This is a genomic window from Pseudomonas sp. SAR267 (genome assembly GCF_052077595.1).
Taxonomy (GTDB): domain Bacteria; phylum Pseudomonadota; class Gammaproteobacteria; order Pseudomonadales; family Pseudomonadaceae; genus Aquipseudomonas; species Aquipseudomonas vlassakiae.
In genome coordinates, this window is record NZ_JBQIHU010000001.1 from 5,821,517 (window position 1) to 5,842,624 (window position 21,108).

Annotated in this window: 16 protein-coding genes; 11 read left to right on the top strand and 5 right to left on the bottom strand. The window is 62.7% G+C overall.

Translation table 11 applies throughout. The annotated features are described in order from the left end of the window. Positions 1 to 167 precede the first annotated feature (167 nt). From ACTORR_RS27560 to yiaY, 3 genes are all read left to right on the top strand, one after another. Positions 168 to 599: a PACE efflux transporter gene (locus tag ACTORR_RS27560; protein WP_054885442.1), complete on the top strand. Its 432-nt coding sequence runs from the start codon at positions 168 to 170 to the stop codon at positions 597 to 599. Positions 600 to 783: 184 nt separating this feature from the next. Further along, a complete protein-coding gene (gene ilvA / locus ACTORR_RS27565; protein ID WP_082433587.1) occupies positions 784 to 2,346 on the top strand; it encodes a threonine ammonia-lyase, biosynthetic in 1,563 nt (520 codons plus the stop codon). 78 nt (positions 2,347 to 2,424) lie between these two features. Next, complete coding sequence (gene yiaY / locus ACTORR_RS27570; RefSeq protein ID WP_054885441.1) at positions 2,425 to 3,573, top strand: L-threonine dehydrogenase; 1,149 nt, start codon at positions 2,425 to 2,427, stop codon at positions 3,571 to 3,573. 175 nt (positions 3,574 to 3,748) lie between these two features. Here yiaY and ACTORR_RS27575 read toward each other — a convergent pair whose 3' ends face one another. From ACTORR_RS27575 to ACTORR_RS27585, 3 genes are all read right to left on the bottom strand, one after another. Beyond that, the gene (locus ACTORR_RS27575; RefSeq protein WP_054885440.1) at positions 3,749 to 4,936 is read right to left on the bottom strand and encodes a hypothetical protein; all 1,188 of its coding nucleotides are present in this window, start codon (positions 4,934 to 4,936) and stop codon (positions 3,749 to 3,751) included. A gap of 63 nt (positions 4,937 to 4,999) precedes the next feature. Then, positions 5,000 to 5,467, bottom strand: a complete 468-nt coding sequence (locus tag ACTORR_RS27580) for a VOC family protein (RefSeq protein ID WP_262109498.1) — start codon at positions 5,465 to 5,467, stop codon at positions 5,000 to 5,002. Between the two features lie 111 nt (positions 5,468 to 5,578). Beyond that, on the bottom strand, positions 5,579 to 7,198 hold the full coding sequence (locus tag ACTORR_RS27585; protein ID WP_099814026.1) for an NADP-dependent glyceraldehyde-3-phosphate dehydrogenase: 1,620 nt from the start codon (positions 7,196 to 7,198) through the stop codon (positions 5,579 to 5,581). A gap of 138 nt (positions 7,199 to 7,336) precedes the next feature. Here ACTORR_RS27585 and ACTORR_RS27590 point away from each other — a divergent pair, with 138 nt between their 5' ends. After that, positions 7,337 to 8,938: a putative bifunctional diguanylate cyclase/phosphodiesterase gene (locus ACTORR_RS27590; RefSeq protein ID WP_262109496.1), complete on the top strand. Its 1,602-nt coding sequence runs from the start codon at positions 7,337 to 7,339 to the stop codon at positions 8,936 to 8,938. A gap of 11 nt (positions 8,939 to 8,949) precedes the next feature. Here ACTORR_RS27590 and ACTORR_RS27595 read toward each other — a convergent pair whose 3' ends face one another. Then, on the bottom strand, positions 8,950 to 12,549 hold the full coding sequence (locus ACTORR_RS27595) for a dermonecrotic toxin domain-containing protein (protein WP_441344093.1): 3,600 nt from the start codon (positions 12,547 to 12,549) through the stop codon (positions 8,950 to 8,952). A gap of 341 nt (positions 12,550 to 12,890) precedes the next feature. Here ACTORR_RS27595 and ACTORR_RS27600 point away from each other — a divergent pair, with 341 nt between their 5' ends. From ACTORR_RS27600 to ACTORR_RS27630, 7 genes are all read left to right on the top strand, one after another. Continuing rightward, positions 12,891 to 14,048 (top strand): hypothetical protein, encoded by a 1,158-nt coding sequence (locus tag ACTORR_RS27600; RefSeq protein ID WP_313364348.1) that lies wholly within the window; start codon positions 12,891 to 12,893, stop codon positions 14,046 to 14,048. Positions 14,049 to 14,122: 74 nt separating this feature from the next. Beyond that, complete coding sequence (locus tag ACTORR_RS27605; protein ID WP_262109492.1) at positions 14,123 to 15,241, top strand: glycosyltransferase family 61 protein; 1,119 nt, start codon at positions 14,123 to 14,125, stop codon at positions 15,239 to 15,241. 233 nt (positions 15,242 to 15,474) lie between these two features. Further along, positions 15,475 to 15,651, top strand: coding sequence for an EPS-associated small membrane protein EppA (gene eppA, locus ACTORR_RS27610; protein ID WP_177332388.1), 177 nt, complete (start codon positions 15,475 to 15,477; stop codon positions 15,649 to 15,651). A 287-nt stretch (positions 15,652 to 15,938) separates the two neighbouring features. Further along, a complete protein-coding gene (locus tag ACTORR_RS27615) occupies positions 15,939 to 16,484 on the top strand; it encodes a polysaccharide biosynthesis/export family protein (RefSeq protein WP_054885433.1) in 546 nt (181 codons plus the stop codon). Positions 16,485 to 16,509: 25 nt separating this feature from the next. Further along, positions 16,510 to 17,628 (top strand): hypothetical protein, encoded by a 1,119-nt coding sequence (locus ACTORR_RS27620; protein ID WP_054885432.1) that lies wholly within the window; start codon positions 16,510 to 16,512, stop codon positions 17,626 to 17,628. A gap of 20 nt (positions 17,629 to 17,648) precedes the next feature. After that, complete coding sequence (locus tag ACTORR_RS27625; protein ID WP_313364347.1) at positions 17,649 to 19,214, top strand: GumC family protein; 1,566 nt, start codon at positions 17,649 to 17,651, stop codon at positions 19,212 to 19,214. Positions 19,215 to 19,225: 11 nt separating this feature from the next. Beyond that, positions 19,226 to 20,032 carry a CpsD/CapB family tyrosine-protein kinase gene (locus ACTORR_RS27630; RefSeq protein WP_313364346.1) on the top strand — a complete coding sequence of 269 codons (807 nt, stop codon included), beginning with the start codon at positions 19,226 to 19,228 and terminating at the stop codon, positions 20,030 to 20,032. Between the two features lie 47 nt (positions 20,033 to 20,079). On the opposite strand, the gene galE is transcribed toward ACTORR_RS27630, so the two are convergent. Then, complete coding sequence (gene galE / locus ACTORR_RS27635; RefSeq protein WP_313364345.1) at positions 20,080 to 21,042, bottom strand: UDP-glucose 4-epimerase GalE; 963 nt, start codon at positions 21,040 to 21,042, stop codon at positions 20,080 to 20,082. Between the last annotated feature and the right edge of the window lie 66 nt (positions 21,043 to 21,108).

The window sequence follows — 21,108 nt, forward strand, 5'->3', positions numbered from 1 at the left end:
GGGAAGCCGTGTCGAGCAAGGAGAGGCCGGACGCCAGGGGAAGGGGTTTGCGGAAACGATAAAGCTTAATAATTCTTGATTGAACGGTCAGTCAATAAAGTATTTCAGGCTTTTTCTTGCTGGCTTGATCTTGTAATTTTGTAGGTCGTTTCTTCAGGGAGCTGAACATGCAAGGCAAGGCACGCAAGATCGTCCAGGCCATTCTCTACGAAGCCATTGCCGTGGCGTGCGTAGCGCCGGCGCTGGAGCTGGCGTTCGGCGCCGGCATGGCGCAGTCGACGGTGCTCTCGGTACTGATGTCGGGTATCGCCATGAGCTGGAACATGGCCTACAACTGGGCCTTCGAGCGCTGGGAGGCACGCCAGCGCAAGCGCGAGCGCACGCTGCTGCGCCGGGGGCTGCACGCGCTGGGCTTCGAGGGCGGGCTGGTGCTGATCCTGCTGCCACTGGTGGCGTACTGGCTGGATGTCAGCCTGTGGGCGGCGTTCCTCACCAACCTGGCCCTGTTCGTGTTCTTCTTCGTCTATGCCTTCGTGTTCCAGTGGGGCTTCGACAAGGTGTTCGACGTGCCGCTTTCGGCACAGCCAGCAAAGTGTTGACTTGGCCAGGGCGGGCGGGATAACGTCCTACCCCATGAAAACCTTCCCGCACGTGAACGCCATTATTATTACCGCCATTATCAGCTTGGCGGGCTAGCGCGTACGTGCACCGAACCCGCCCTGGAGGCGGGTTTCTTCTCTCTGACTCCTGGGCAACGTGAAAAAAGCCAAGGAGTTGCAATCGATGACCAGCCTCAATGTCAGCCCTCGTACCCCGTCCACCCCGCAGCAACTGCTGTCGGAACAGGTGCGCCGCATTCTGTCCGCGCCGGTGTATGACCTGGCCATCGAGACGCCCTTGCAAGCCGCCCCCGCGCTGTCTGCCAGCCTCGGCAACCAGGTGTTGCTCAAGCGTGAGGACTTGCAGCCGACCTTCTCGTTCAAGATCCGCGGTGCCTATACCCGGCTGTCGCGCCTGACCACGGCCCAGCGCGAACGTGGCGTGATCACCGCCTCGGCAGGCAATCATGCCCAAGGTGTGGCCCTGGCTGCGGCGCACCTGGGCATGAAGGCGACCATCGTCATGCCCACCACCACGCCATCGCTCAAGGTCGAGGGGGTGCGCTCGCGGGGTGGCCATGTGGTGCTGCACGGCGAGAGCTTCCCCCATGCCCTGGCCCACGCGCTGAAACTGGCCGACAGCGACGGGGCGACCTTCGTGCCGCCGTTCGACGACCCGGACGTGATCGCCGGCCAAGGCACCGTGGGCATGGAGATCCTGCGCCAGCAGCCGGGTGCGCTGGACGCGATCTTCGTGCCGGTTGGCGGCGGCGGGCTGATCGCGGGCATTGCTGCCTACGTCAAGTACCTGCGCCCCGAGGTCAAGGTGATCGGTGTCGAACCGGAAGACTCCAACTGCCTGCAAGCTGCCATGGCGGCAGGCGAGCGGGTGATCCTGCCGCAGGTCGGCACCTTCGCCGATGGCGTGGCGGTGGCGCAGATCGGCGCCCACTGCTTCGAGCTGTGCCGGCATTTTGTCGACCACGTGGTGACCGTCAGCAGCGATGAGCTGTGCGCCGCGATCAAGGACATCTACGACGATACCCGCTCGATCACCGAGCCCTCGGGTGCCCTGGCCGTGGCCGGGATCAAGAAGTACGTGGCCCGCGAGCGCGTGCAGGGTCAGACCCTGGTGGCCATCGACTCCGGCGCCAATGTCAACTTCGACCGCCTGCGCCACGTGGCCGAGCGGGCCGAGTTGGGCGAGCAGCGTGAGGCCATCATTGCCGTGACCATCCCTGAGCAGCCGGGCAGCTTCCGGGCGTTCTGCCAGGCCCTGGGCAAGCGGCAGATCACCGAGTTCAACTACCGCTACTACCCCGGCAAGGAGGCACGGTTGTTCGTCGGCGTGCAGACCCACCCCGTGCACGACCCGCGCGAGCAGCTGCTGGCCAGCTTGCGCGGGCAGGGCTACAGCGTGCTCGACCTGACCGACAACGAGCTGGCCAAGCTGCACGTGCGCCACACCGTGGGTGGGCATGCTGCGCCGGGGGCGGATGAGCGGGTGCTGCGCTTCGAATTCCCCGAGCGGCCAGGCGCGCTGCTGGGTTTCCTGGAACGGCTGGGCAAGCGCTGGAACATCAGCCTGTTCCACTACCGCAACCACGGCGCGGCCGAAGCGCGGGTGTTCGCCGCGCTGGAAGTGCCGGCCGATGAGCAACCCGGCATGCCCCAGGCACTGGACGAGATGGGCTACCGCTACTGGGACGAAACCGCTAATCCGGCGTACCAGTTGTTCCTTGGCTAATGTTGCGCTGGATCAATATCCGCTGCATTGAACCGGCGGATTCTCACGGGTAGACAGACCCACCAGGAGGATCCGGTCATGAGCAGCACCTTTTTCATCCCGCCCGTCAACATCATGGGCATCGACTGCCTCGACGAGGCCATGGCCGCGATTGCCGGTTATGGCTTGCGCAAGGCGCTGATCGTTACCGACCAGGGCCTGGCCAAGGCCGGCGTCGCTGCACGAATAGGGCGCCTGCTGGCCTTGCGGGATATCGACTCGGTGGTGTTCGACGGCGCCAAGCCCAACCCCAGCATCGCCAACGTCGAGGCGGGCCTTGCCGTGTTGCAGCGTGAACGCTGCGACTGCGTGGTGTCGCTGGGGGGGGGCTCGCCCCATGACTGCGCCAAGGGCATAGCCCTGTGCGCCACCAACGGCGGGCATATCAGCGACTACGAGGGCGTCGACCGCTCACGCAAGCCGCAGCTGCCGCTGATCGCCATCAACACCACGGCCGGCACGGCCAGTGAGATGACCCGTTTCTGCATCATCACCGACGAGCGCCGCCACGTGAAAATGGCCATCGTCGACCGTAACGTCACGCCGATCCTGTCGGTCAACGACCCGGCGTTGATGGTTGCCATGCCCAAGGGGCTGACTGCGGCCACCGGCATGGATGCGTTGACCCATGCCATCGAGGCCTATGTGTCGACGGCGGCTACGCCGATCACCGACGCCTGTGCCCTCAAGGCCATCAGCCTGATCAGCGAGAACCTGCGCCAGGCGGTCAACGATGGCAACGACCTGCAGGCGCGGGAGAACATGGCTTATGCGCAGTTCCTCGCCGGCATGGCGTTCAACAATGCCTCGCTGGGCTATGTGCATGCCATGGCGCACCAGCTGGGCGGTTACTACGACTTGCCCCACGGTGTGTGCAATGCCGTGCTGTTGCCGCATGTGCAGCGTTTCAATGCCAAGGTCAGTGCTGCGCGCCTGCGTGATGTGGCCAAGGCCATGGGCATCAAGGTGTGTGGGCTGGATGCGGAGCAGGGCGCGGGGGCGGCGATTTCCGCCATCGAGCACCTGGCGGCGGCTGTGGGCATTCCGGCGGGGCTGGCGGAGCTGGGGGCCAAGCTTGAAGACATCGGCATTCTGGCGCAGAACGCCTTGAAGGATGCCTGTGGCCTGACCAACCCGCGGTCGGCCAGCCAGGATGAGATCGAGGGGATATTCCGGGCTGCGTTCTGATAGTCGAGGATGTGTGGCTGCACCGGCCTCTTCGCGGCTAAAGCCGCTCCCACTGGGATCGCACCAGCTTTAAGCAATTGAGCAAGACCGCTGCTCCCACAGGGAATGCGCCAGTTTCAGATTCGGCGCGGTCCCTGTGGCAGCGGCTTTAGCCGCGAAGCAGGCGATGCGGTGCTCAGCGCTCGCGCATGAAGAACCCGGCCACATACTTGCGGAAGGTCTCCAGGCTCTTGAAGTCGGCATAGCGCTTGAAGTTCTCGGCATCGGGCTCCGGCCCGATCGGCTGCTCCAGCAACGATACCGACAGCACCCGGTCCTGATCCGAGGTCAGCACCAGCTCATCCATCACCTGCCCGCCGATCACCGGCCGGCGCATCTGCACCTTCACCCCTTTGCTGGCCATCCAGTCGATCAGCGACACCAGCGCCTTGAGCGGCTCGCGCTCTTCGTCGCGGTACACCGGGAACAGGTGCGCGCGCGACAGCACCGGCACACTGGCCACATGGATCAGTTCATAGAAGTGACTGCCTGCCGTGGTCGGTGAGTACAGGGCCAGGGCCAGCAACGGGCCAGACGCGCGGTTGCCAGCCCAATACAAATGGTGGCCCTGGAAGTCGAAACCGTCCTCACTGCGGTTGTTGAACAACTTGCGCCCTTTGATCTGGTCGACGCAGTCCAGCAGCAGGCCATGGCGCCGATGATTGCCGAACACTGTGGCTTCGCGCAGGCGGGACTTGAGCATCATCATGTGCTTCATGTCCAGGCGGGTTTCCAGGTAGTTGCTGGCCGGGACCCGTTCGAGCAGCGGGTAGCGGCTGGCGACACTGCGAAGCTCGGCGAACTGGCCGGTGAGGTCCTTCTTCAGGTGGGTGGCGTAGAGGTTGAGGCCGCTGGTCTCGATCCAGGTCAGCAGCAGCGACAACAGGCGCTGCTGTTCGCGGCGCTCGTTGCCGTCAACCGCGCCAGTATCGGTGTCGCTGGCTTTACGGTAATCACCGATCAGGCGCAGCGGGGTGTCAGGGGCCAGCCAGGCGGCAGGCACCGCTGGCTGGTCTTCACGCTCGCTGGCTTCGCGCTCGTCCTTGGTGAACGGGCAGCCGGGCGCATGCTCGGCAGTGCCCGGGTTGTTTTTCAGAAACAGCGTGCCGGTGCTGCCATTGAGGGTGACATTGAGCACCGGCAAGGCGTCCTTGCGGCAATCGCAGGCCAGCCACTGGTTGGCGCTGCGCACCTTCATCAGCAGCTGGTTGGCCTGCAGCAGGCGTGGCCCGGCGAGGTTGCCGGTGACGAAACCGACCAGCAGTTCTTCTTCGGCCGGGATCAGGCTGCGCACCTGCGCGGCGGTTTTGTCGATGATTCGCATGAAGCAGCTCCAAGCTACGAGCCACAAGCTTCAGGCAAATGCGCCGCGCTTTCAACTCGTCGCTCAGCTGCCGCTGAATATCTTGGCGGCGCGGGCGCGGATTTCGTCGGGGGTCAGGTCTTCCTTGTGGGTGGAGACGAACCAGATGTTGCCGAACGGGTCTTTCAGGGTGCCGCTGCGGTCGCCGTAGAACTGGTCCGTCACCGGGTGCAACGAGGTGCCGCCGGCCGCCAGGGCCTGGGCATAAACCTTGTCGCAGTCCTCGACGTACAGGTGCAGGCCGACGCCGGCACCGGTGAGTTTCTGGCTGGCGGTCAGGCCGCCCTCGCGGTCGCAAGGGTCGCCGAGCATCAGCGAGGAGTCACCGATGCGCAGTTCGGCATGGCCGACGGTGCCGCCCGGGCCTTCCAGGCGGAACATTTCGGTGGCGCCAAAGGCCAGTTTGTAGAACTCGATGGCCTTGGCGGCGTTGTTGATGGCCAGGTACGGGGTGATGCTGTGCTGGCCTTCGGGGATCGGTTTGGCTGCCATGTGCGACGCTCCTTTGCAAGGGGCGCCGATGGGCGCCCTGATGCAATAGAGTCGTCTGCGCACGGGGAAAATCGACAACCCGGCTAGATCGATTTTCTATAAGCGCGGCGGTCAGAAGATGTAGTCGGTGGTCAGGAAGCTCGACTGGCGGTTACGGATGATCTCGCTGATCAGCGCCTTGTTGGCTTCCTGGAAGCGGGTCGCGACCAGGGTGCGAATGGAGAACACGCGCAAGGCATCGTGCACCGACAGGGTACCTTCGGCGCTGTTCTTGCGGCCGTTGAACGGGTAGGTGTCCGGGCCGCGCTGGCACTGGGCGTTGAGGTTGATGCGGCCGACCTGGTTGGCGAAGATGTCGACCAGGTGGCCGACAGTGGCCGGGTCGTTGCCGAACAGGCTCAGCTGCTGGCCGTAGTCGGAGTCGAGCACGTAGTCGATCACGGTCTGCAGGTCGCGATAAGGCACCACCGGTACCAGCGGGCCGAACTGCTCCTCGTGGTAGACGCGCATGTCGCGGTTAACCGGGTAGAGCAGGGCGGGGTAGAAGAACGAGCCGCGGCTCTGCCCGCCACCGTCGTTGAGAACTTGCGCACCCTTGGCTTTGGCGTCGGCTACCAACTGGTCGAGGTAGTCGACCTTGCCCGGCTCCGGCAGTGGCGTCAGCGCGACGCCCGGCTCCCAGGGCATGCCGGGTTTGAGCGCGGCGAGCTTGCGCTGGAACTTGTCGAGGAAGGGTTCGACCACATCCTCGTGCACGAACAGGATCTTCAGCGCCGTGCAGCGTTGGCCATTGAACGACAGGGCGCCGGTCACGGCTTCTTCCACGGCATTGTCCAGGTCCACCTGGGGCAGGACGATGCCCGGGTTCTTCGCATCCAGGCCCAGGGCCGCACGCAGCCGGTGCGGGCGAGGGTGCAGTTTCTTGAGGTCGCTGGCGGCTTTGTGGGTGCCGATGAAGGCGAATACATCGACCTTGCCACTGGCCATCAGCGCGCTGACCGTTTCGCGGCCACGGCCATAGATGACATTGATCACGCCCGGTGGGAAGCTGTCGCGGAACGCTTCGAGCAGCGGGCGAATCAGCAGGACGCCGAACTTGGCCGGCTTGAACACCACGGTATTGCCCATGATCAGGGCCGGGATCAGCGTGGTGAAGGTTTCATTGAGCGGGTAGTTGTAGGGGCCCATGCACAGCGCCACGCCCAACGGTGCACGGCGGATCTGGCCAAGGGTGCCTTGTTCCAGTTCGAAGCGACTGGAGCGGCGGTCGAGGTCCTTGAGGGCGTTGATGGTGTCGACGATGTAGTCGCAGGTACGGTCGAATTCCTTTTCCGAGTCCTTGAGGTTCTTGCCGATTTCCCACATCAGCAGCTTGACCACGGCGGTGCGCTGCTCACGCATGCGCGCGAGGAAGGTTTCCACGTGCTGGATACGTTCGGCCACGCGCATGTTCGGCCAGGCGCCACGGCCTTTGTCGTAGGCGTTCACTGCCGCGTCCAGGGCGGTGAGGGCGGTGTCGGCATCCAGCAAGGGCGCGCTGCCGAGCACGACCTGGCGCTCGCCATCCGCTTCCTTCAGCCAGACCGGGCTGCGGACCGTGGCCAGTGGCCCGTCCCAGCGCCGGAGTTCACCGTTCACCAGATAGTCGCGTTGTTCCAGTGGTGCTTCCAGGCGCCAGTTTTCAGGAATGTCTTCGGCGGTCGGAAACAGCGAATCGAGCAGATGTTCCATGGGTACTGCACCTCACGTGTCTGGACGGGTGAAACGCTTCAGCTTCGAGCATGCACCCTGGGCAAGAAAAACACCAGTCTGGCTCAATTTCGCCGGCACCGCGCCGATACAGGGGCAATCGCTCCCGCCTGCAGGCTTATGACCCCGTCCAATTCCCCGATGACCTACGAACAGAAACAGACCACCGGCACGCTGCGACGGGCCCTCTGCCGCTTGTTGCCGGTGGGCGTTTCCCTGGCCGGTATCGGCGTGTCCATGGCCCTTGGGCACGTGGATATCCAGCGCCAGCAAAACCACCAGGTCGCAAGCCTGTTCTACTCGCCGTTGTTCTGGTTCGCCTTGACCTGCAGCGGCCTGCTCAGCCTGTTCATCGCGCAGATCAACCGCAAGCAGCGCCAGTTGCGACAGCGTAACCGCGAGCTGCAGCGCTCCCAGGCGCAGCTGGAGCGCCTGGCGCATTACGACACCATCACCGGTTTGCCCAACCGGGTGCTGTTCCAGCAACAGCTCGCCGAGGCCACTGCCGAAGGCCATGGGCTGGCCGTGCTGCTACTGGATATCGACGGGTTCAAGCAGGTCAACGACAGCCTGGGTCACGCCATGGGAGACCTGCTGCTGCAGCAGGCGACTGCGCGCTTCTTGCAGGAACTCGACAGCAGCGACCGGGTATGCCGGCTGGGCGGTGACGAATTCGTGTTCATGCTGCAGGGCACCCAGGGACAGGTCAGCCACCAGTTGCGTGAGTTGCTGCGCTGCCTGCAGCGGCCGTTCGACCTCAATGGCAACGCCGCGCTGGTGACCGGCAGCATCGGCCTGGCCTGGTGCCCGCAACATGGCGAGGACGTCGGCAGCCTGCTGCGCCATGCCGACACGGCCATGTATGCGGCCAAGGAGGGTGGGCGCAACGCCTGGCGCCCCTATCACCCGGACATGACCGCGCGGCTGCACCAGCGCCTGGAACTGGAGCGCAACTTGCGCCGGGCCTTGCAGGAAAACGAGTTCGAACTGTGGTACCAGCCGAAGGTCGACCTGTTCAGCGGCCAGCTGGAAGGTGTCGAAGCCTTGCTGCGTTGGCGTGATCCGGACCATGGGCTGGTTCCGCCCGGCGAGTTCATCCCGCTGGCCGAACGTACCGGCCTGATCATTCCCTTGGGCGAGCGGGTACTCGATCTTGCCTGTGCGCAGATGGCCGCCTGGCGCGCCGCCGATTGCCTGCCGGGCCCGCTCGCGATCAACGTGGCGGCGCTGCAGATCGAGCGCAGCGACTATGTGTCAAGCCTGGCCATTGCCCTGGAACGTCATGGGCTGGCACCTAACCTGCTGGAAGTGGAAATCACCGAGAGCCTGCTGATGGAAAGCCAGCAACAGGCCTGTGCGGCGCTGGCCCAGTTGCAGGCGATGGGCGTGGCCACGGCGGTGGACGACTTCGGTACCGGTTATTCGTCGCTGGCCTACTTGCGCGCCTTACCCATCGACCACCTGAAGATCGACCGGGCGTTCATCAAGGACTTGCCGGATGACGATGATGCGGTGGCCATTGCCCGGGCGATCATCGACCTGGGGCATGCGCTGGGCTATCGCATCACTGCCGAGGGGATCGAGACCCAGCAGCAGTATGACTTCCTGCGCAATGCCGGGTGCGACCAGGGCCAGGGCTACCTGCTGGGGCGGCCGATGCCGGCCGCCGAGTTGCAGAAGTGGATCGCGCACAATCCGCTCAGGGCGCGTTTGCCACGTTGATGACAGCGTACTTAGAGTGCGATATCGAACAGCTCTTGGGCGGGCCGCGCAAAGGCGTGCTGGCGCAGTTGCGGGTTGTGATCGATCACCGCCAGGCGGCGCCAGAATTCAGCGCGGGCACGCCTGGGCCTTGAAATGAAGGGTTCGAGGTCCAGCAGCGATCTCAGGTCCCGGCGGTATTGCAGCGGCAGGCGTTGCCATAGCGCCTCTTCATGGGCACCCGCGCCTCTGAAGAACTCATCGTAATCACTTTCATCCACCAGCAGGTCCACCTGATGCGCGGCGTTGTAGGCTTCGACTTCCTCGAGCATGCGTGAGCTGAGCCATTGGCTTTCAAGGCGCATCGCCTGGGCGACCGGCTGCGATACTCGAAAGTTGGTCGGTAGCTGCTGCAACTGGTTGCCGGCCAGGTCGAGCGTCACCGGCGTGATGGTGATGCTCTCCAGCCCTCGGGGCAACTCGGTCAGCGCGCAATTGTCGAGGAACAGCGTGAACAGGCGTGGCATGCGGCTCAGGTCGGGGGCGCGCAGCAAAGGGTTGCCCCCCATGTCCAGCACGCCCAGGTTGGTGAACTGGTCGAACATCTGTTGGGCGCTGTCGTCCCAGGTGATGCGGTTGTTGTCCAGGTCCAGCCACGCCAGCGCCTGGGGATTGGCCAGGCGCGGCAAGCGGGCGAAGCGGCAATGGCTCAGCAGCAGGCGCTTGAGCCTGGGGAAGCGTTCGTAGAACTCGGCGGGCAACAGGCTCAGGTTGCGGTTACCTTGGAGCGACACATGCTCGATGTGGGTGAAATCGTCCGGCAGGGCGAGGCTCGCCAGATCGCGGTCCTCCAGGTCAAGGCGCGCGAGGTCCAGGCTGTAGACCATTGCGTCCTCGCCCAGCCGTAACCTGGAGATCCGTCGCCAGGCATTGATGATCGGGGTAACGGCCTGCTGTCGCCGATGGGGGTAATGCGGGTCGGGGCGTGCCCACTCGCCAAGGTCGCGGCGCAGGGCTTCCAGGCGTCGCTCGAGGTTGCGCATTTCTGCTGCCGGCGAACGCCCTTGCTGTTGCCAGTCGTCCATTGCGCTCAGGAACTCCTCATCGGTCGAGGCGGGGTACAGACGGCGGTAGCGGCTGGCCAATGGCACTTGCAGATAGGGACCGCTGGGTAGTGTGCGACGGCCGCCTCGCAAGCCTGTCCGAGCGCTCTGGCGCCGGGCGCCAGCGCCCCAGAGGCGCTGCAGCAACTCGGTGCGGCGGGGTTCGGTCCAGGCCACTACGCGCTGGCGCAAGGTGTTGCCATCGGTGGTCGAAATACCCAGAGCTTTGCGCCAGGCGCCTGGTAGTGCTTGTTCGACTGCTCGGCACAGGTCCTGGTCCTGGGGCGCCGGTGCAGGTCGTTCGCCCAGATCGGCCTCGTAACCTCTGGCTGACTTGATCACTCGGCAGACCGTGCCTGCCAGATTGCTTCCGCTGCTGTCGAGCAGCGGGCCTTGCGGGCTGCCTGCGCGCAGTTCGAGGCGCAGGTCAGCAGGCCATTCCGGCATGTCATCGAGGCAGCTCAGCAACAGCCGTTCACTGTCGGTGGTGCCTTGCTGGTGCACCAGCAGCCCCTCCAGCGCGCGAACCAGTGGCCATTCGCGGTGTCGCTGCAAAAGCGGTTCTGCTTCGTTCTGGATGAGCTCGAGCGGCTCGCCGGACATGCGCCTCAAGGTGTCGAGCATCAGCGCGGGCGCCGGCCGGCCTTCAAGGTGTACCAGGCGCAAGCGCGCTGCGTCGACGCCGCATATCTGGCCGGCCAGTTCCAGTTGCGCGGGTGTGAACGCCGCGTAGTCCTCGCCCAACCGTCGTGCCAATACAGTGAATGGCCATGCCTGCGGCTGTTCGTGAGCAGCGCGCCAGGCGCCCTGACCGTTATGTTCCAGTGGCGGCTGGTAGGCGTCCGGTGCCTCGGGGTGGACGATCCGCCACTGCTGAATGTGCGGGTCGAAGCGCTGTTCATAGAGCTGGCCGTCCATGCGGATGTAATGCCTGTCACCCTGCAGGTATTGGCCTTGCGCATTGGCCGGCAGCCCTTCTGGCAACACCTGGGGACTGCGGTAGGGCAGCAGATCTGGCTGCCAGAGCCGGTCGCGGCCATCGCTGCAGCGAACTTCCTGCAGGCTTTCCAGCAAGGGGCTGCTGAACAGCTTCGGCACGACGCGGCCTGCGGTTGCCAGGCCTCCGATCAGGGCCAGATTCAGACCGACGGCCTCAAGGTGCTGCAAGGCCTGGTGACGGTCGCCTTCGTGCCACGCTTCATAGCCTTCGTAGACCTCCCCGAGCAACTGGCAGGCCGTCACAGCCAACATGACGGTGCCCACGGACGGGATGAAGAAAGCGGCCAGGTTGAGCACGTCCAGGCCAAGGCTTTCCCACGCTGCGATGCGTTTGGCACGGGCCTGGGCGTCGGCCACGGCAGTCGGTACGGCGATTTGTTCGGCAGCGCTTTTCAGGCGGGCCAGGTGTTGGTCCTGATAAAAGTCGAAGGGCTTGCCGTTGATGGCCTGGAGGGTGGGGTGCAGGTCGGCCGCGCGGGTTTCGTCAAGATTTTGTTGCAGCAGGTCGAGCATGCGCGGCTGGTCGGCCTGGCTCAGGTACGGATGCAGGCGCTGTCGGTTCTCTGGCGCCTTCAGCAGCTCCACCAGCAGCTGGTTGATGGCGCCGACGTCGGTACAAAGGTGCAGGGCAGGGCTGTCGTCGGGTAAATAGAGCAGCCAGCCTGAGCTGCCCGCATCGATCAGCATCACCTCATGCAAGACGATGCCGAACAGTGCCAGTTGCCAACAGGGCACGTCGCCGCCTTGCAGCAATTTGTCCACTTGGTCGCGTGTAGCACCGCTCAGCGCGTGGCGCAGGTAGGCAACGTCCGCTGCCAGGCGCAAGCGGTCCCGTCGGACCGCGATGGCCTGTTCCCTTGCCTGCGGTGCGGCGAAGCATTGCTGCAGATGCGCTTGGTAGGCCCCCCCTAGGTCGAGTTCGCGGCACAGTTGGGCAAACGCCTCCGGGGTGAGCGCCAGTCGCTCGACTTCATAGCGCTCGGATGCCAGCAGAAAATGCGCGGGTGGCGTCTGCGGGCCGGTCGGCGCTCTGCCATGCACCTTGATGGGCGTCACATGGATCTTGTCGCTCAAGGCAATGGCACTTTCCCGGGTGAACGTTTCGTCATCGGCGAAGTTCTGCAAGGCAGCCTGCAGCAAAGGGTCACGGCGATGACTGTACAGATAGCCCGACACGCTCCAGGTCCACGTGCGTTCGACGCGCAGCAATTCGCTGCCGTGCAGCGATGCCGTAAAGCCGGCTTCGGCCAGGCGCGTCTGTAGCAACGGTTCGGCAAATTCGCTGATTTGCTTCAGGCCTTTCAGCGAACGGGCCAGCGCTGCCTGGGCGCGCTGCAGGCGAGCATGGCTGGCCGTTACGGCTTCACGCAGATCAGGCGCGGCATTGTTGTACCAGTCTTGGTCAAAGGCCTCGAAGCGCTGGCTGCGGCGCATGGCTTGCCAATGTTGGGGTGTGATGTGGCGGGCCCAGAGGGGCAGTTGCGCAGAGATCAGCTCTGCATGCGGCACAGCGTCAGTCAGGTTGGCCATGTTGGGGCTCCTTCGTTGAAAGAGACCATCAGGCCGCAGTTGCAAGAGCGCGCTGTGGTAGTGGGGTAGCGCAACGTGTGAACGTGGCACTGCGTTATATATAGCGAAAGCCGTTGTGGAAGCCGCCAGGTAACGGGAAATTTGACGCCATTAATGACGCTGCAATGCTGTCAAGATGCCGCTTGCCAAGCAGCATTCCTGCATCTTAAATGGTTACTGAACATGAAGGCCGCATCCAAAGTTGAGGCTTTATAAATCAATTGGTTATGCCGGCTTTATCGCACCGCTCTTTTGTTTTCCGATCAGCCCCGTTGACAACATCAAAGGATGTCGAAGCAGACATGAAAGAGAACCTGGCGGCTGTGGCGCGAAAAGTGATCTCGCCTTCCATGCGCTACGAGATCCGGACTGTTTCAAGCAAGTTACGCGAAGTGCTGGCTCGAACTTGCTTATGGCGCTGGGAAATCTCGCGTTTCCGCCTGCAGCAAGCCAGCCCTTACGAAATTCTCTACATCGGTCGCAAGCAACAGCGCGAAATGGCCAAGCTGCTGATCGGCGGCAAGGGCCAGCAGTCAGCCGTCGAAGCGGACGAGGCGGCTGCACCGGCCACCAGCCGCCACGTGGTGGTTGTCAGCGAAATGCCGACGTCCGGCGCGTTGACCGTGCCCCATTACCTGAGCGCGGTGGTGCCCCTGGGGCGTTCGCTCGATGACATCACTGCTCGCTACGACAGTGAATTGCGCCGCAGCATTCGCAAGCACCGCCCGCTCTACCAGATGCGCCAGACGCTCGCCGATGACGAGATCGCCATGGCCGATCAACAATTGTTGCGGCCCTACGCCACGGCCAGGCAGGGCATCCATGCAGCGCAGTTTCCCACCGACGAAGTGTTCCGTCTGGCCAAGGGAGTCGGGCGCCTTGACCTGATTACCTGCGGTGAAGAGGTGATCGGTTGCCATTTGGGCTGCGAGATCACGCGCGATGGCAAACGCTATTGGAGCACCCTGCGTTTCGGTTATTGCGAGGCGGTGTTCTCAGACCCGAAAAGGCTGCGCGAGGTCAACTCGATCACCACCTTCATGGCCCTCGAATGGGCTTTGGCCAACGGCTATGACTATTACGATATCGGCCTTTGCCTGGCGCGGCCGGACGATGGCCTGCTGAAGTGGAAGCGCCGGCGTGGTGGCGATATCGATGCCTTGGGCAACCATGCCTACCTGTTTGTCCGCCTGCCGCGCACGGGGACCGCGCAGTTCCTCTGGGATACACCGCTGTTTGCTATCGAGGGCAACAAACTGACGCTGCATCTGGGGTTGCCAGAGGGGCCGAGTGACGACGAGGTCGCCAGCCGTTATCACGAAATGGTGTTTGGTGGGCTGCACAAGATCTACCTCTATGGCGCCAGGAGCAGCGGCGAGTCATTCCTGCAAACCCTGCGCTCGCGTTACGCCACGCTACAGTCCCCGCCCATGATGGAACGGGTTGTCGTTTCCAGCTGAACCGGCTTCAAGGCATGCCAGGAATGCGTGCCTTGCCTCAGGCCAGAGACGTGTCACCTCGGGAGGGGCATTTCATGGGTAGCGGTATCTCGAACCTCAGCGGTTCTTCGCTTGCCAGCCAGAACACCTGGACCCTGGCCGCCTACCGGCACATCGCGCGCAAGCGCCTGGCACGCAAGGCCGATATCGATATCAAGCGTGTCGCCGAGAAAACGTGGGATATCGCCCCTGGTGAAACAACCGTATCGCCGCCGGCGTTCTATTTGCCCAACCAGTTGGAACGCGTAACGGGCTGGGAGGCCAAGCGCTTCTACCCGTATGTGCATCCCGGGCGGACCATGGAAGGCGGGATCACGGTCGAACAGGGGCCGACCCGGGGCTACCTGTTCAAGGATGTCTGGCTGGTCGACGGTGCGTTGTACAAGGGTAATGCCAGCCACTGGTTGTCGTTGAAACCGGGCCGGTTCCCTGGCATCACGGTGGATCACGAGATCGACCGTGGGGCCATCTACTGCACCCAGAACGGCAACACCTGGTTCGGTACCTGGCTGATGGAAGACTGCCCGACCTATGCCTTGGCCTGCGAAGAAGGCGTGCCGGTGACCACGGCGCCCTCGGCACGTTACCCGCTATTCACCCAGGGGCCGGCGTATGAGCGCTGGCTGGGCATGCAACCGCTGCGCACGCGTGGGGCGTTTTTCCGCGAGCTGGTGTTGTTCGACGACCTCAGCAACAACCGCAGCAGGTATTCGCGTTATCGCGCCATGGGTGACAAGTTGTTGTCGCATGTTGACTCTTCGCCGCACCCGGGGGTGTTTATCCTGCGTGGCAGCGAGGGCGACTTGCGCCTCATGCGCAATGAGCTCGAAGTCGCCTTGCACCTGCAGAAGTACCGTGGTTTTCGCATTGTCGACCCGATGAAAACCGATGTGCCAGGTATCGTTGCCGCCTGTGCCGGGGCGCGGACGGTGATCGGCGTTGAAGGCAGCCAGTTGGTGCACGGGGTCAATGTATTGCAGCCCGGCGGTTCGATCCTGGCGCTGCAGCCGCCGAACCGGTTTGTCAGCTATTACAAATACCTGACGGATCGCGATCATCAGCACTTCGGTTTCGTGGTCGGGACGCCGCAAGGTGAAGGCTTCACCATCGATGTCGATGAAGTGGAGCGAACGCTGGATCTGTTCCCATATTGAACCTCGACGGGGCGATGATCGACTGCCCGGCTGTGTGCGCAATGCAGCCCTGGCACGGCGTCGAGGTCGGCGAATTCGTGTTGACGGCTTTTTGACTCTGCCAGCCCTGTCCAATTGAGATTTATTATGGTGTCGGATCATTGACGTAATATCATTGTGCCCATAAGCTCAAATCAACAGCGATCCAGTCTTCCGCCAATAAATAACAACGTTCCTCTTTGAAGGTGACGAATATGCGCTCGACCTTGCTCATCAAGTCTTTCTTCCTGTTGGTGTTATTGACTGGTGCAGCGCGAGCGGCGGATTCTTATTTATCGGAAAACACTATTGTGCCGCTGTCCACGGCGGGCTGGTTGTTCGCCGCCGCCGTGATCGGTTTCATCGCGGTGGCCAATAGAAAGAAGATCTAAGTTGCTTCGGTTTTATCGCGACGCCAATGCGTTGACGCTAAAGCGTGGACGTTTATGTTTTTCGGGGTGGCCGATGCTTGTCAATTTTACAGCTGTTGCTATATTCCAGTAGCCAGCGTCCTCGACGCGAACAGTCGATAAACAGGCAGGCAGGGCGGCATCGCGGCAAAGCGCCTCCAGGATGGGTGTGGCCGTCGCAGCAAACGGGCTGCGAAGCGGAGCGAGAGGTTCGTCGTTGTACTCATTCAGTGCTCTTAACCTGGGCCGACTGGCCGGAGGGATCCCTCATGGTACGTTTGCTGATGTCCGTTCTCTGCGCCCTGGTAGTCGGCTCTGGCAGCGCCGCCGCCGACACGTCCTCCTCGACTTACCTGTTAAGCCCCGGTGACAAGGTGATGATCTCGGTGTGGCAGGAAGACACCCTGCGCCAGGAAACCGTTGTTCTTCCCGATGGCAGTATCACTTTCCCGCTGGCAGGGCGTGTGGATGTTGCCGGCCTTGAAGCCACCGCCGTGGCAAAGAAAATCGAGACCGCGTTGAAACCTTACCTGGCCCAGCCAAATGTCAGCGTGGTCGTCACCAGCACCGCGGGTAACCTGGTATATGTTCAAGGCAAAGTGATCAAGCCCGGCCCGGTGCCGATGGCAGGCCCTACGGCGGTGCTTCAGGCCTTGAGCATGTCGGGTGGAATGGACAAATTCGCCGACGAAAGTGCCATCAAGGTCATCCGCGGCCAAAAGGTCATGCCGGTGCGTTACAAGGATCTGGTTTCTGGGCGTGACATGTCCACCAACTTCCAACTTCAGGCTGGCGATACGCTGGTCGTACCCTGACTCTCCTAATAATTAAGAACGACTTGTGCCTATCAATAAAACGACGAGTGTTGTAACGGCAATCATGATGATGCCGTTCTCCGGGGTGGTTGATGCCGCCAACTGGCAGTCTTCAGTCGAGGTTCCCACGACTGTCGAGTACGACAGCAACCCATTGCTCCTTACCTCCAAGGAGAAAGGTGTGACGCGTACCATCATTGCGCCTGATTACACCCTTGTAGGTCAGTTCGATCGCGACCAGCTGCGCATGGGCGTGGGCATGCATGTGCTGCGCTCATCCGACCGTTCGGTGATGGATGACCGTGAAGACCCCAACCTGAGCCTGGGCTGGCAACGCGAAACCGAAAGCGGTGGCTTTGGCCTTCTGGCGCAGTACGATGAAAGCTCGACGCTTTCCGGCGCGGTGCAGGATACCGGCGTGGTGACCACCACCGACGGCACCCAGAAGATGTCACGGCTCACAGGCAACTGGAGCAGCGCGGTAACCGAGCGCAGCACCCTGGCCAACGAACTTCGCTACTCCCACGCCAGTTACAACATCAGTACGCTGACCGGTTACGACGAGTACGCCAACGATTTCACCTGGACGTACGCCTGGAGCGAACGTACCGACATCATCACCGGTTTCGAAGCGCGGCGTTACGAGCCGGATGACACCACCACGGCAGTCGCCACCAACAGCTATGTCCCCAGCATCGGTCTGAAGTACCAGTTCTCCGACAGCCTGGTCGGCGCCATGCATGTCGGGGTCAACCAGACCAACGGTGCCGGGACTCAGCGCCGTGGTGAAGGCGGCGCATCGCTGACCTACCGCGGCTCACGCCACGAGGCCAGTTTCAGTGCCGACCGTAGCACGATGTCCAACGCCCAGGGCGGTGCCGCCGAGATGGACATGGTGCGTGGCAGCTGGAGCTACCTGCTCACTGAAACCACCCGGGTCGGCGCAGACGCCTGGTGGCAGGACAGCAAAGGGCAGAACCCCAATACCCTGCAAACCTACAGCGTCTGGGCCAGCCGGGCGTTTTCGCCGGCCTGGGACCTGCGGTTTTCGTTGTTGTACAAGGAGCGCCAGCAAAAGGGCCTGCCCAATGCCGACGCTACCATCGCTGGTTTGACGCTGACGTACCGATACCCCGACATCTGAATTTCGGATTGGTGGCCACTATGAAATCTGAGTACGAGCTCTCTATCAAAGATTACATCGCCATCATCAAGGACCGTGCCTTGTTGCTGGGGATCGTCATAGTGGTCGTGGTGGCCGCAACCATCGGGGTGGCGATCAGCGTTCCGCCGATCTATCAGTCGACCGGGACCATTCTGGTGGAGTCGCAGCAGATCTCCCCGGACCTGGTCTCGGCCGGCAACAATACCTTTGCCGATGAGCGTATCGAGGTCATCCGCCAGCGAGTGATGACTCGCGAGAACCTGCTGCGGATCATCGACAAGTACAAGCTGTTCGCCGACCGCGGCAGCCGCTTCAGCGAAACCGACAAGATCGAGCAGATGCGCAGTGCGATCGTGGTCGCCACGCTCAGCACCTACGTCAAGGGGCGCGGCGAGGCCACCGTGGCCTTTACGGTTTCCTACGAAGACAAACGCGCCGAAGTGGCCAAGGAAGTGGCTGACGAACTGGTGTCGCTGTTCCTCAACGAGAACATGAAGCAGCGCACCGAACGCGCCACCGAAACCACCGAATTCCTCACCCAGGAAGCCAACAAGCTTGGTGCCGAGCTGGCCGACCTGGAAAACCAGCTGGCCGATTTCAAGCAGACCCACGCCAACGCATTGCCCGAGAACCAGCAACTGCGCATGAGCATGCTCTCGCGTTCGGAGCTTGAGTTCCGCGAAGTGGACCGCGACTACAAGTCTGCGCAGGAAGAACTGCGCTACCTGGAGCTGGAGCTGGCCGCAGCCAACGCCGGCGCGCCGGCCCAGACGGCCAACGGCAGGGCCGTTGCGCCCGATCCGCAAGACCTGCCAGGCCTGAAGGCGGAGTATGCACGCCTGCTGACCAAGTACACTGAAGCGCACCCGGATGTGGTGGCGGTCAAGCGCAAGATCGACGCGCTCAAGGCTTCTGGCGACCAGGGGATCGCCGCCGCGGGAGCCACCAACCTGGATGCCGCCAGGGTCCGTACCAAGATGGCTGCCGCGCAATCGCGCATCGCCTCGCTGGCCGAGCAGAAGCGCCAGCTGACCACCAAGATGGAAGGCTACGAGGCCGATATCCTCGAGGCACCGCAAGTCGAGCGCGGCTTGGTGACGTTGATGCGCGATCACGACAACGCGCGCAAGAAGTACGAGGAAATCCGCAACAAGGAAATGGGCGCGAAAATCACCGAAAGCCTCGAGCAGGAGAACAAGGCCGAGCGCTTCGTGCTGCTGGAGCCGCCGCTGATGCCGGAAAAACCGGTCAAACCCAACCGCAAGAAGATCGTCGCCCTTGGCCTGGTACTGGCCCCGGCCGCTGGCGGTGGCCTGGTGATGCTGCTGGAAATGCTCAATCAGCGCGTGCGCGGTGTCGGTGCCCTGGAGAGCGTACTGGGCCGGCGCGTGCTGGTGGCTGTGCCGTATATCGCGACCAAGGCGGAAAAGGCCAGGCGCAAGCGGCTGCTGACCATGATGGTCGCGGCCGCTTTGCTGGTGGTTGCTATCCTGTTGGTGGGTGTCCACATGTTCTACATGCCTCTGGACCTCCTGCTTTTCAAAGCTATGGCTCGGTTTGAATAGGGAGCGCAGCGATGGACAGAAGTACGCCGGCTATTGGTAAGAACATTCATCAGGTTTCGCCAGCCACGTCCGATACGGCGCAGGTGCCATCGGTCATGGACAAACCCGGGGAACTCGGGCTGTTCGATTATGTGCAGACCAAGGTGGTGCCGCTGAATGCGGACCACCTGGAGCGCAACCGGATCGTTTCCTTCAACAAGAACTCGAACCTGAGCGGGGCGATCGATCTGCTGCGCACCCAGGTGCTGCAGGCCATGGAGGACAATGGCTGGCGCACCCTGGCGATTACTTCGCCAACCCCCGAGGCGGGCAAGACGGTGCTGGCGGTCAACCTGGCCATGAGTATCGCCCACCACACCAACAAGACCGCTTTGCTGGTGGACTTCGACCTGCGTCGCCCACGGGTTGGCAGCAGCCTCGGCTTGCCGATGGAGAAGGCGCTGAACGACGTGCTCGATGGCAAGGCCTGGCTCGAAGAGGCGTTGGTCAATCCGACCCTGCCACGCTTCGTCGTGCTGCCGACACGCGAGCCGGTACCGATGTCTACCGAGGTACTGTCGTCGCCCAAGGTGAACACCCTGATCGGCGAACTGCGCGACCGTTATGAATCGCGGATCTGCATCTTCGATTTGCCGCCACTGCTGAGTTCGGACGACGCGATCACCGTGCTGCCGCGGTTCGACTGCGTGCTGCTGGTGGTGGCCAATGGCATGAACAGCAAGAAGGACATCGAGGATTGCCTGTATCACCTGGCTTCATCGAACCTGGTGGGAGCGGTGTTGAACAAGGCGGATGAGCAACTGCGGACCTACTATTGAGTGAGAGGTGGCCCCTTCGCGTCGAGCAACCGTGAAGGGGCTGGCTGTCACCTCCAGGGATACTTCAACTCCCATGCCCACGCATGACTGACGATCTCATCCAGTGACCTGAGCTCAGGCTGCCAGCCCAGCACGGACCTGGCTTTCTCGGCATCCGCCACCAGCCGGGGCGGGTCGCCAGCGCGGCGGGGGGCCTCGATCACATTGATCTGCCGCCCGGTAACCGACCGCGCAGTATCGATCACTTCCTGCACCGAGAACCCCAACCCGTTGCCCAGGTTGAACGCCGTCGTCGCGCCGTCGGCCTGCAGGTACTCCACGGCCAGGGCGTGCGCGCAAGCCAGGTCGGCAACGTGGATATAGTCGCGGATGCAGGTGCCATCCGGGGTGTCGTAGTCATGGCCGAACACGGTCACGGCCTCGCGCCGCCCGGAGGCCGCCTGCAGGATCAATGGAATCAGATGGGTTTCCGGCTCGTGGCATTCACCCAGCTCACCGTCCGGGTCAGCGCCTGCGGCATTGAAATAGCGCAAGCTGACCGAACGCAGGCCATAGGCCCGGTCGAAGTCTTCGAGCATCTGCTCCACCATCCACTTGGTGCGCCCGTACGGGTTGATCGGCAGCTTGCGGTGTTGCTCGTCGATGGGAACAGACAGAGGGTCGCCATATACGGCGGCGCTGGAGGAGAAGATCAGCCGCTTGATGCCTGCCCGTACCATGGCCTCCAACAGGCTGAGGGTCGAGCAGACATTGTTCAGGTAGTACTTGTCGGGGTCTGCCACCGACTCGCCGACCTGTATGAACGAGGCGAAGTGGAACACGGCCTCGAAGTGGTAATCGCCGAACAGGGTGTCCAGCGCGTGGCCGTCGGCGATGTCCAGGCACACCCATTCGACGCCGGATGCCGGCGCCTCGAGGTCTGCCACCACCACGTCATGGCCGGCACGCAGCAGGTGCTTGACCATGTGTGAGCCGATATAACCTGCACCACCGACAACCAGATACTTCATCCAATCCTCCTGGAACAGACGCAGCGTTGAATGCCTGGCGTACAGGGCTTCAATGACTGTAGATGG

Coding starts and splice junctions, on each gene's coding strand:
- ACTORR_RS27560 (WP_054885442.1), top strand. CDS start 168: ATGCAAGGCAAGGCACGCAAGATCGTCCAGGCCATTCTCTACGAAGCC.
- ilvA (WP_082433587.1), top strand. CDS start 784: ATGACCAGCCTCAATGTCAGCCCTCGTACCCCGTCCACCCCGCAGCAA.
- yiaY (WP_054885441.1), top strand. CDS start 2,425: ATGAGCAGCACCTTTTTCATCCCGCCCGTCAACATCATGGGCATCGAC.
- ACTORR_RS27575 (WP_054885440.1), bottom strand. CDS start 4,936: ATGCGAATCATCGACAAAACCGCCGCGCAGGTGCGCAGCCTGATCCCG.
- ACTORR_RS27580 (WP_262109498.1), bottom strand. CDS start 5,467: ATGGCAGCCAAACCGATCCCCGAAGGCCAGCACAGCATCACCCCGTAC.
- ACTORR_RS27585 (WP_099814026.1), bottom strand. CDS start 7,198: ATGGAACATCTGCTCGATTCGCTGTTTCCGACCGCCGAAGACATTCCT.
- ACTORR_RS27590 (WP_262109496.1), top strand. CDS start 7,337: ATGACCCCGTCCAATTCCCCGATGACCTACGAACAGAAACAGACCACC.
- ACTORR_RS27595 (WP_441344093.1), bottom strand. CDS start 12,549: ATGGCCAACCTGACTGACGCTGTGCCGCATGCAGAGCTGATCTCTGCG.
- ACTORR_RS27600 (WP_313364348.1), top strand. CDS start 12,891: ATGAAAGAGAACCTGGCGGCTGTGGCGCGAAAAGTGATCTCGCCTTCC.
- ACTORR_RS27605 (WP_262109492.1), top strand. CDS start 14,123: ATGGGTAGCGGTATCTCGAACCTCAGCGGTTCTTCGCTTGCCAGCCAG.
- eppA (WP_177332388.1), top strand. CDS start 15,475: ATGCGCTCGACCTTGCTCATCAAGTCTTTCTTCCTGTTGGTGTTATTG.
- ACTORR_RS27615 (WP_054885433.1), top strand. CDS start 15,939: ATGGTACGTTTGCTGATGTCCGTTCTCTGCGCCCTGGTAGTCGGCTCT.
- ACTORR_RS27625 (WP_313364347.1), top strand. CDS start 17,649: ATGAAATCTGAGTACGAGCTCTCTATCAAAGATTACATCGCCATCATC.
- ACTORR_RS27630 (WP_313364346.1), top strand. CDS start 19,226: ATGGACAGAAGTACGCCGGCTATTGGTAAGAACATTCATCAGGTTTCG.
- galE (WP_313364345.1), bottom strand. CDS start 21,042: ATGAAGTATCTGGTTGTCGGTGGTGCAGGTTATATCGGCTCACACATG.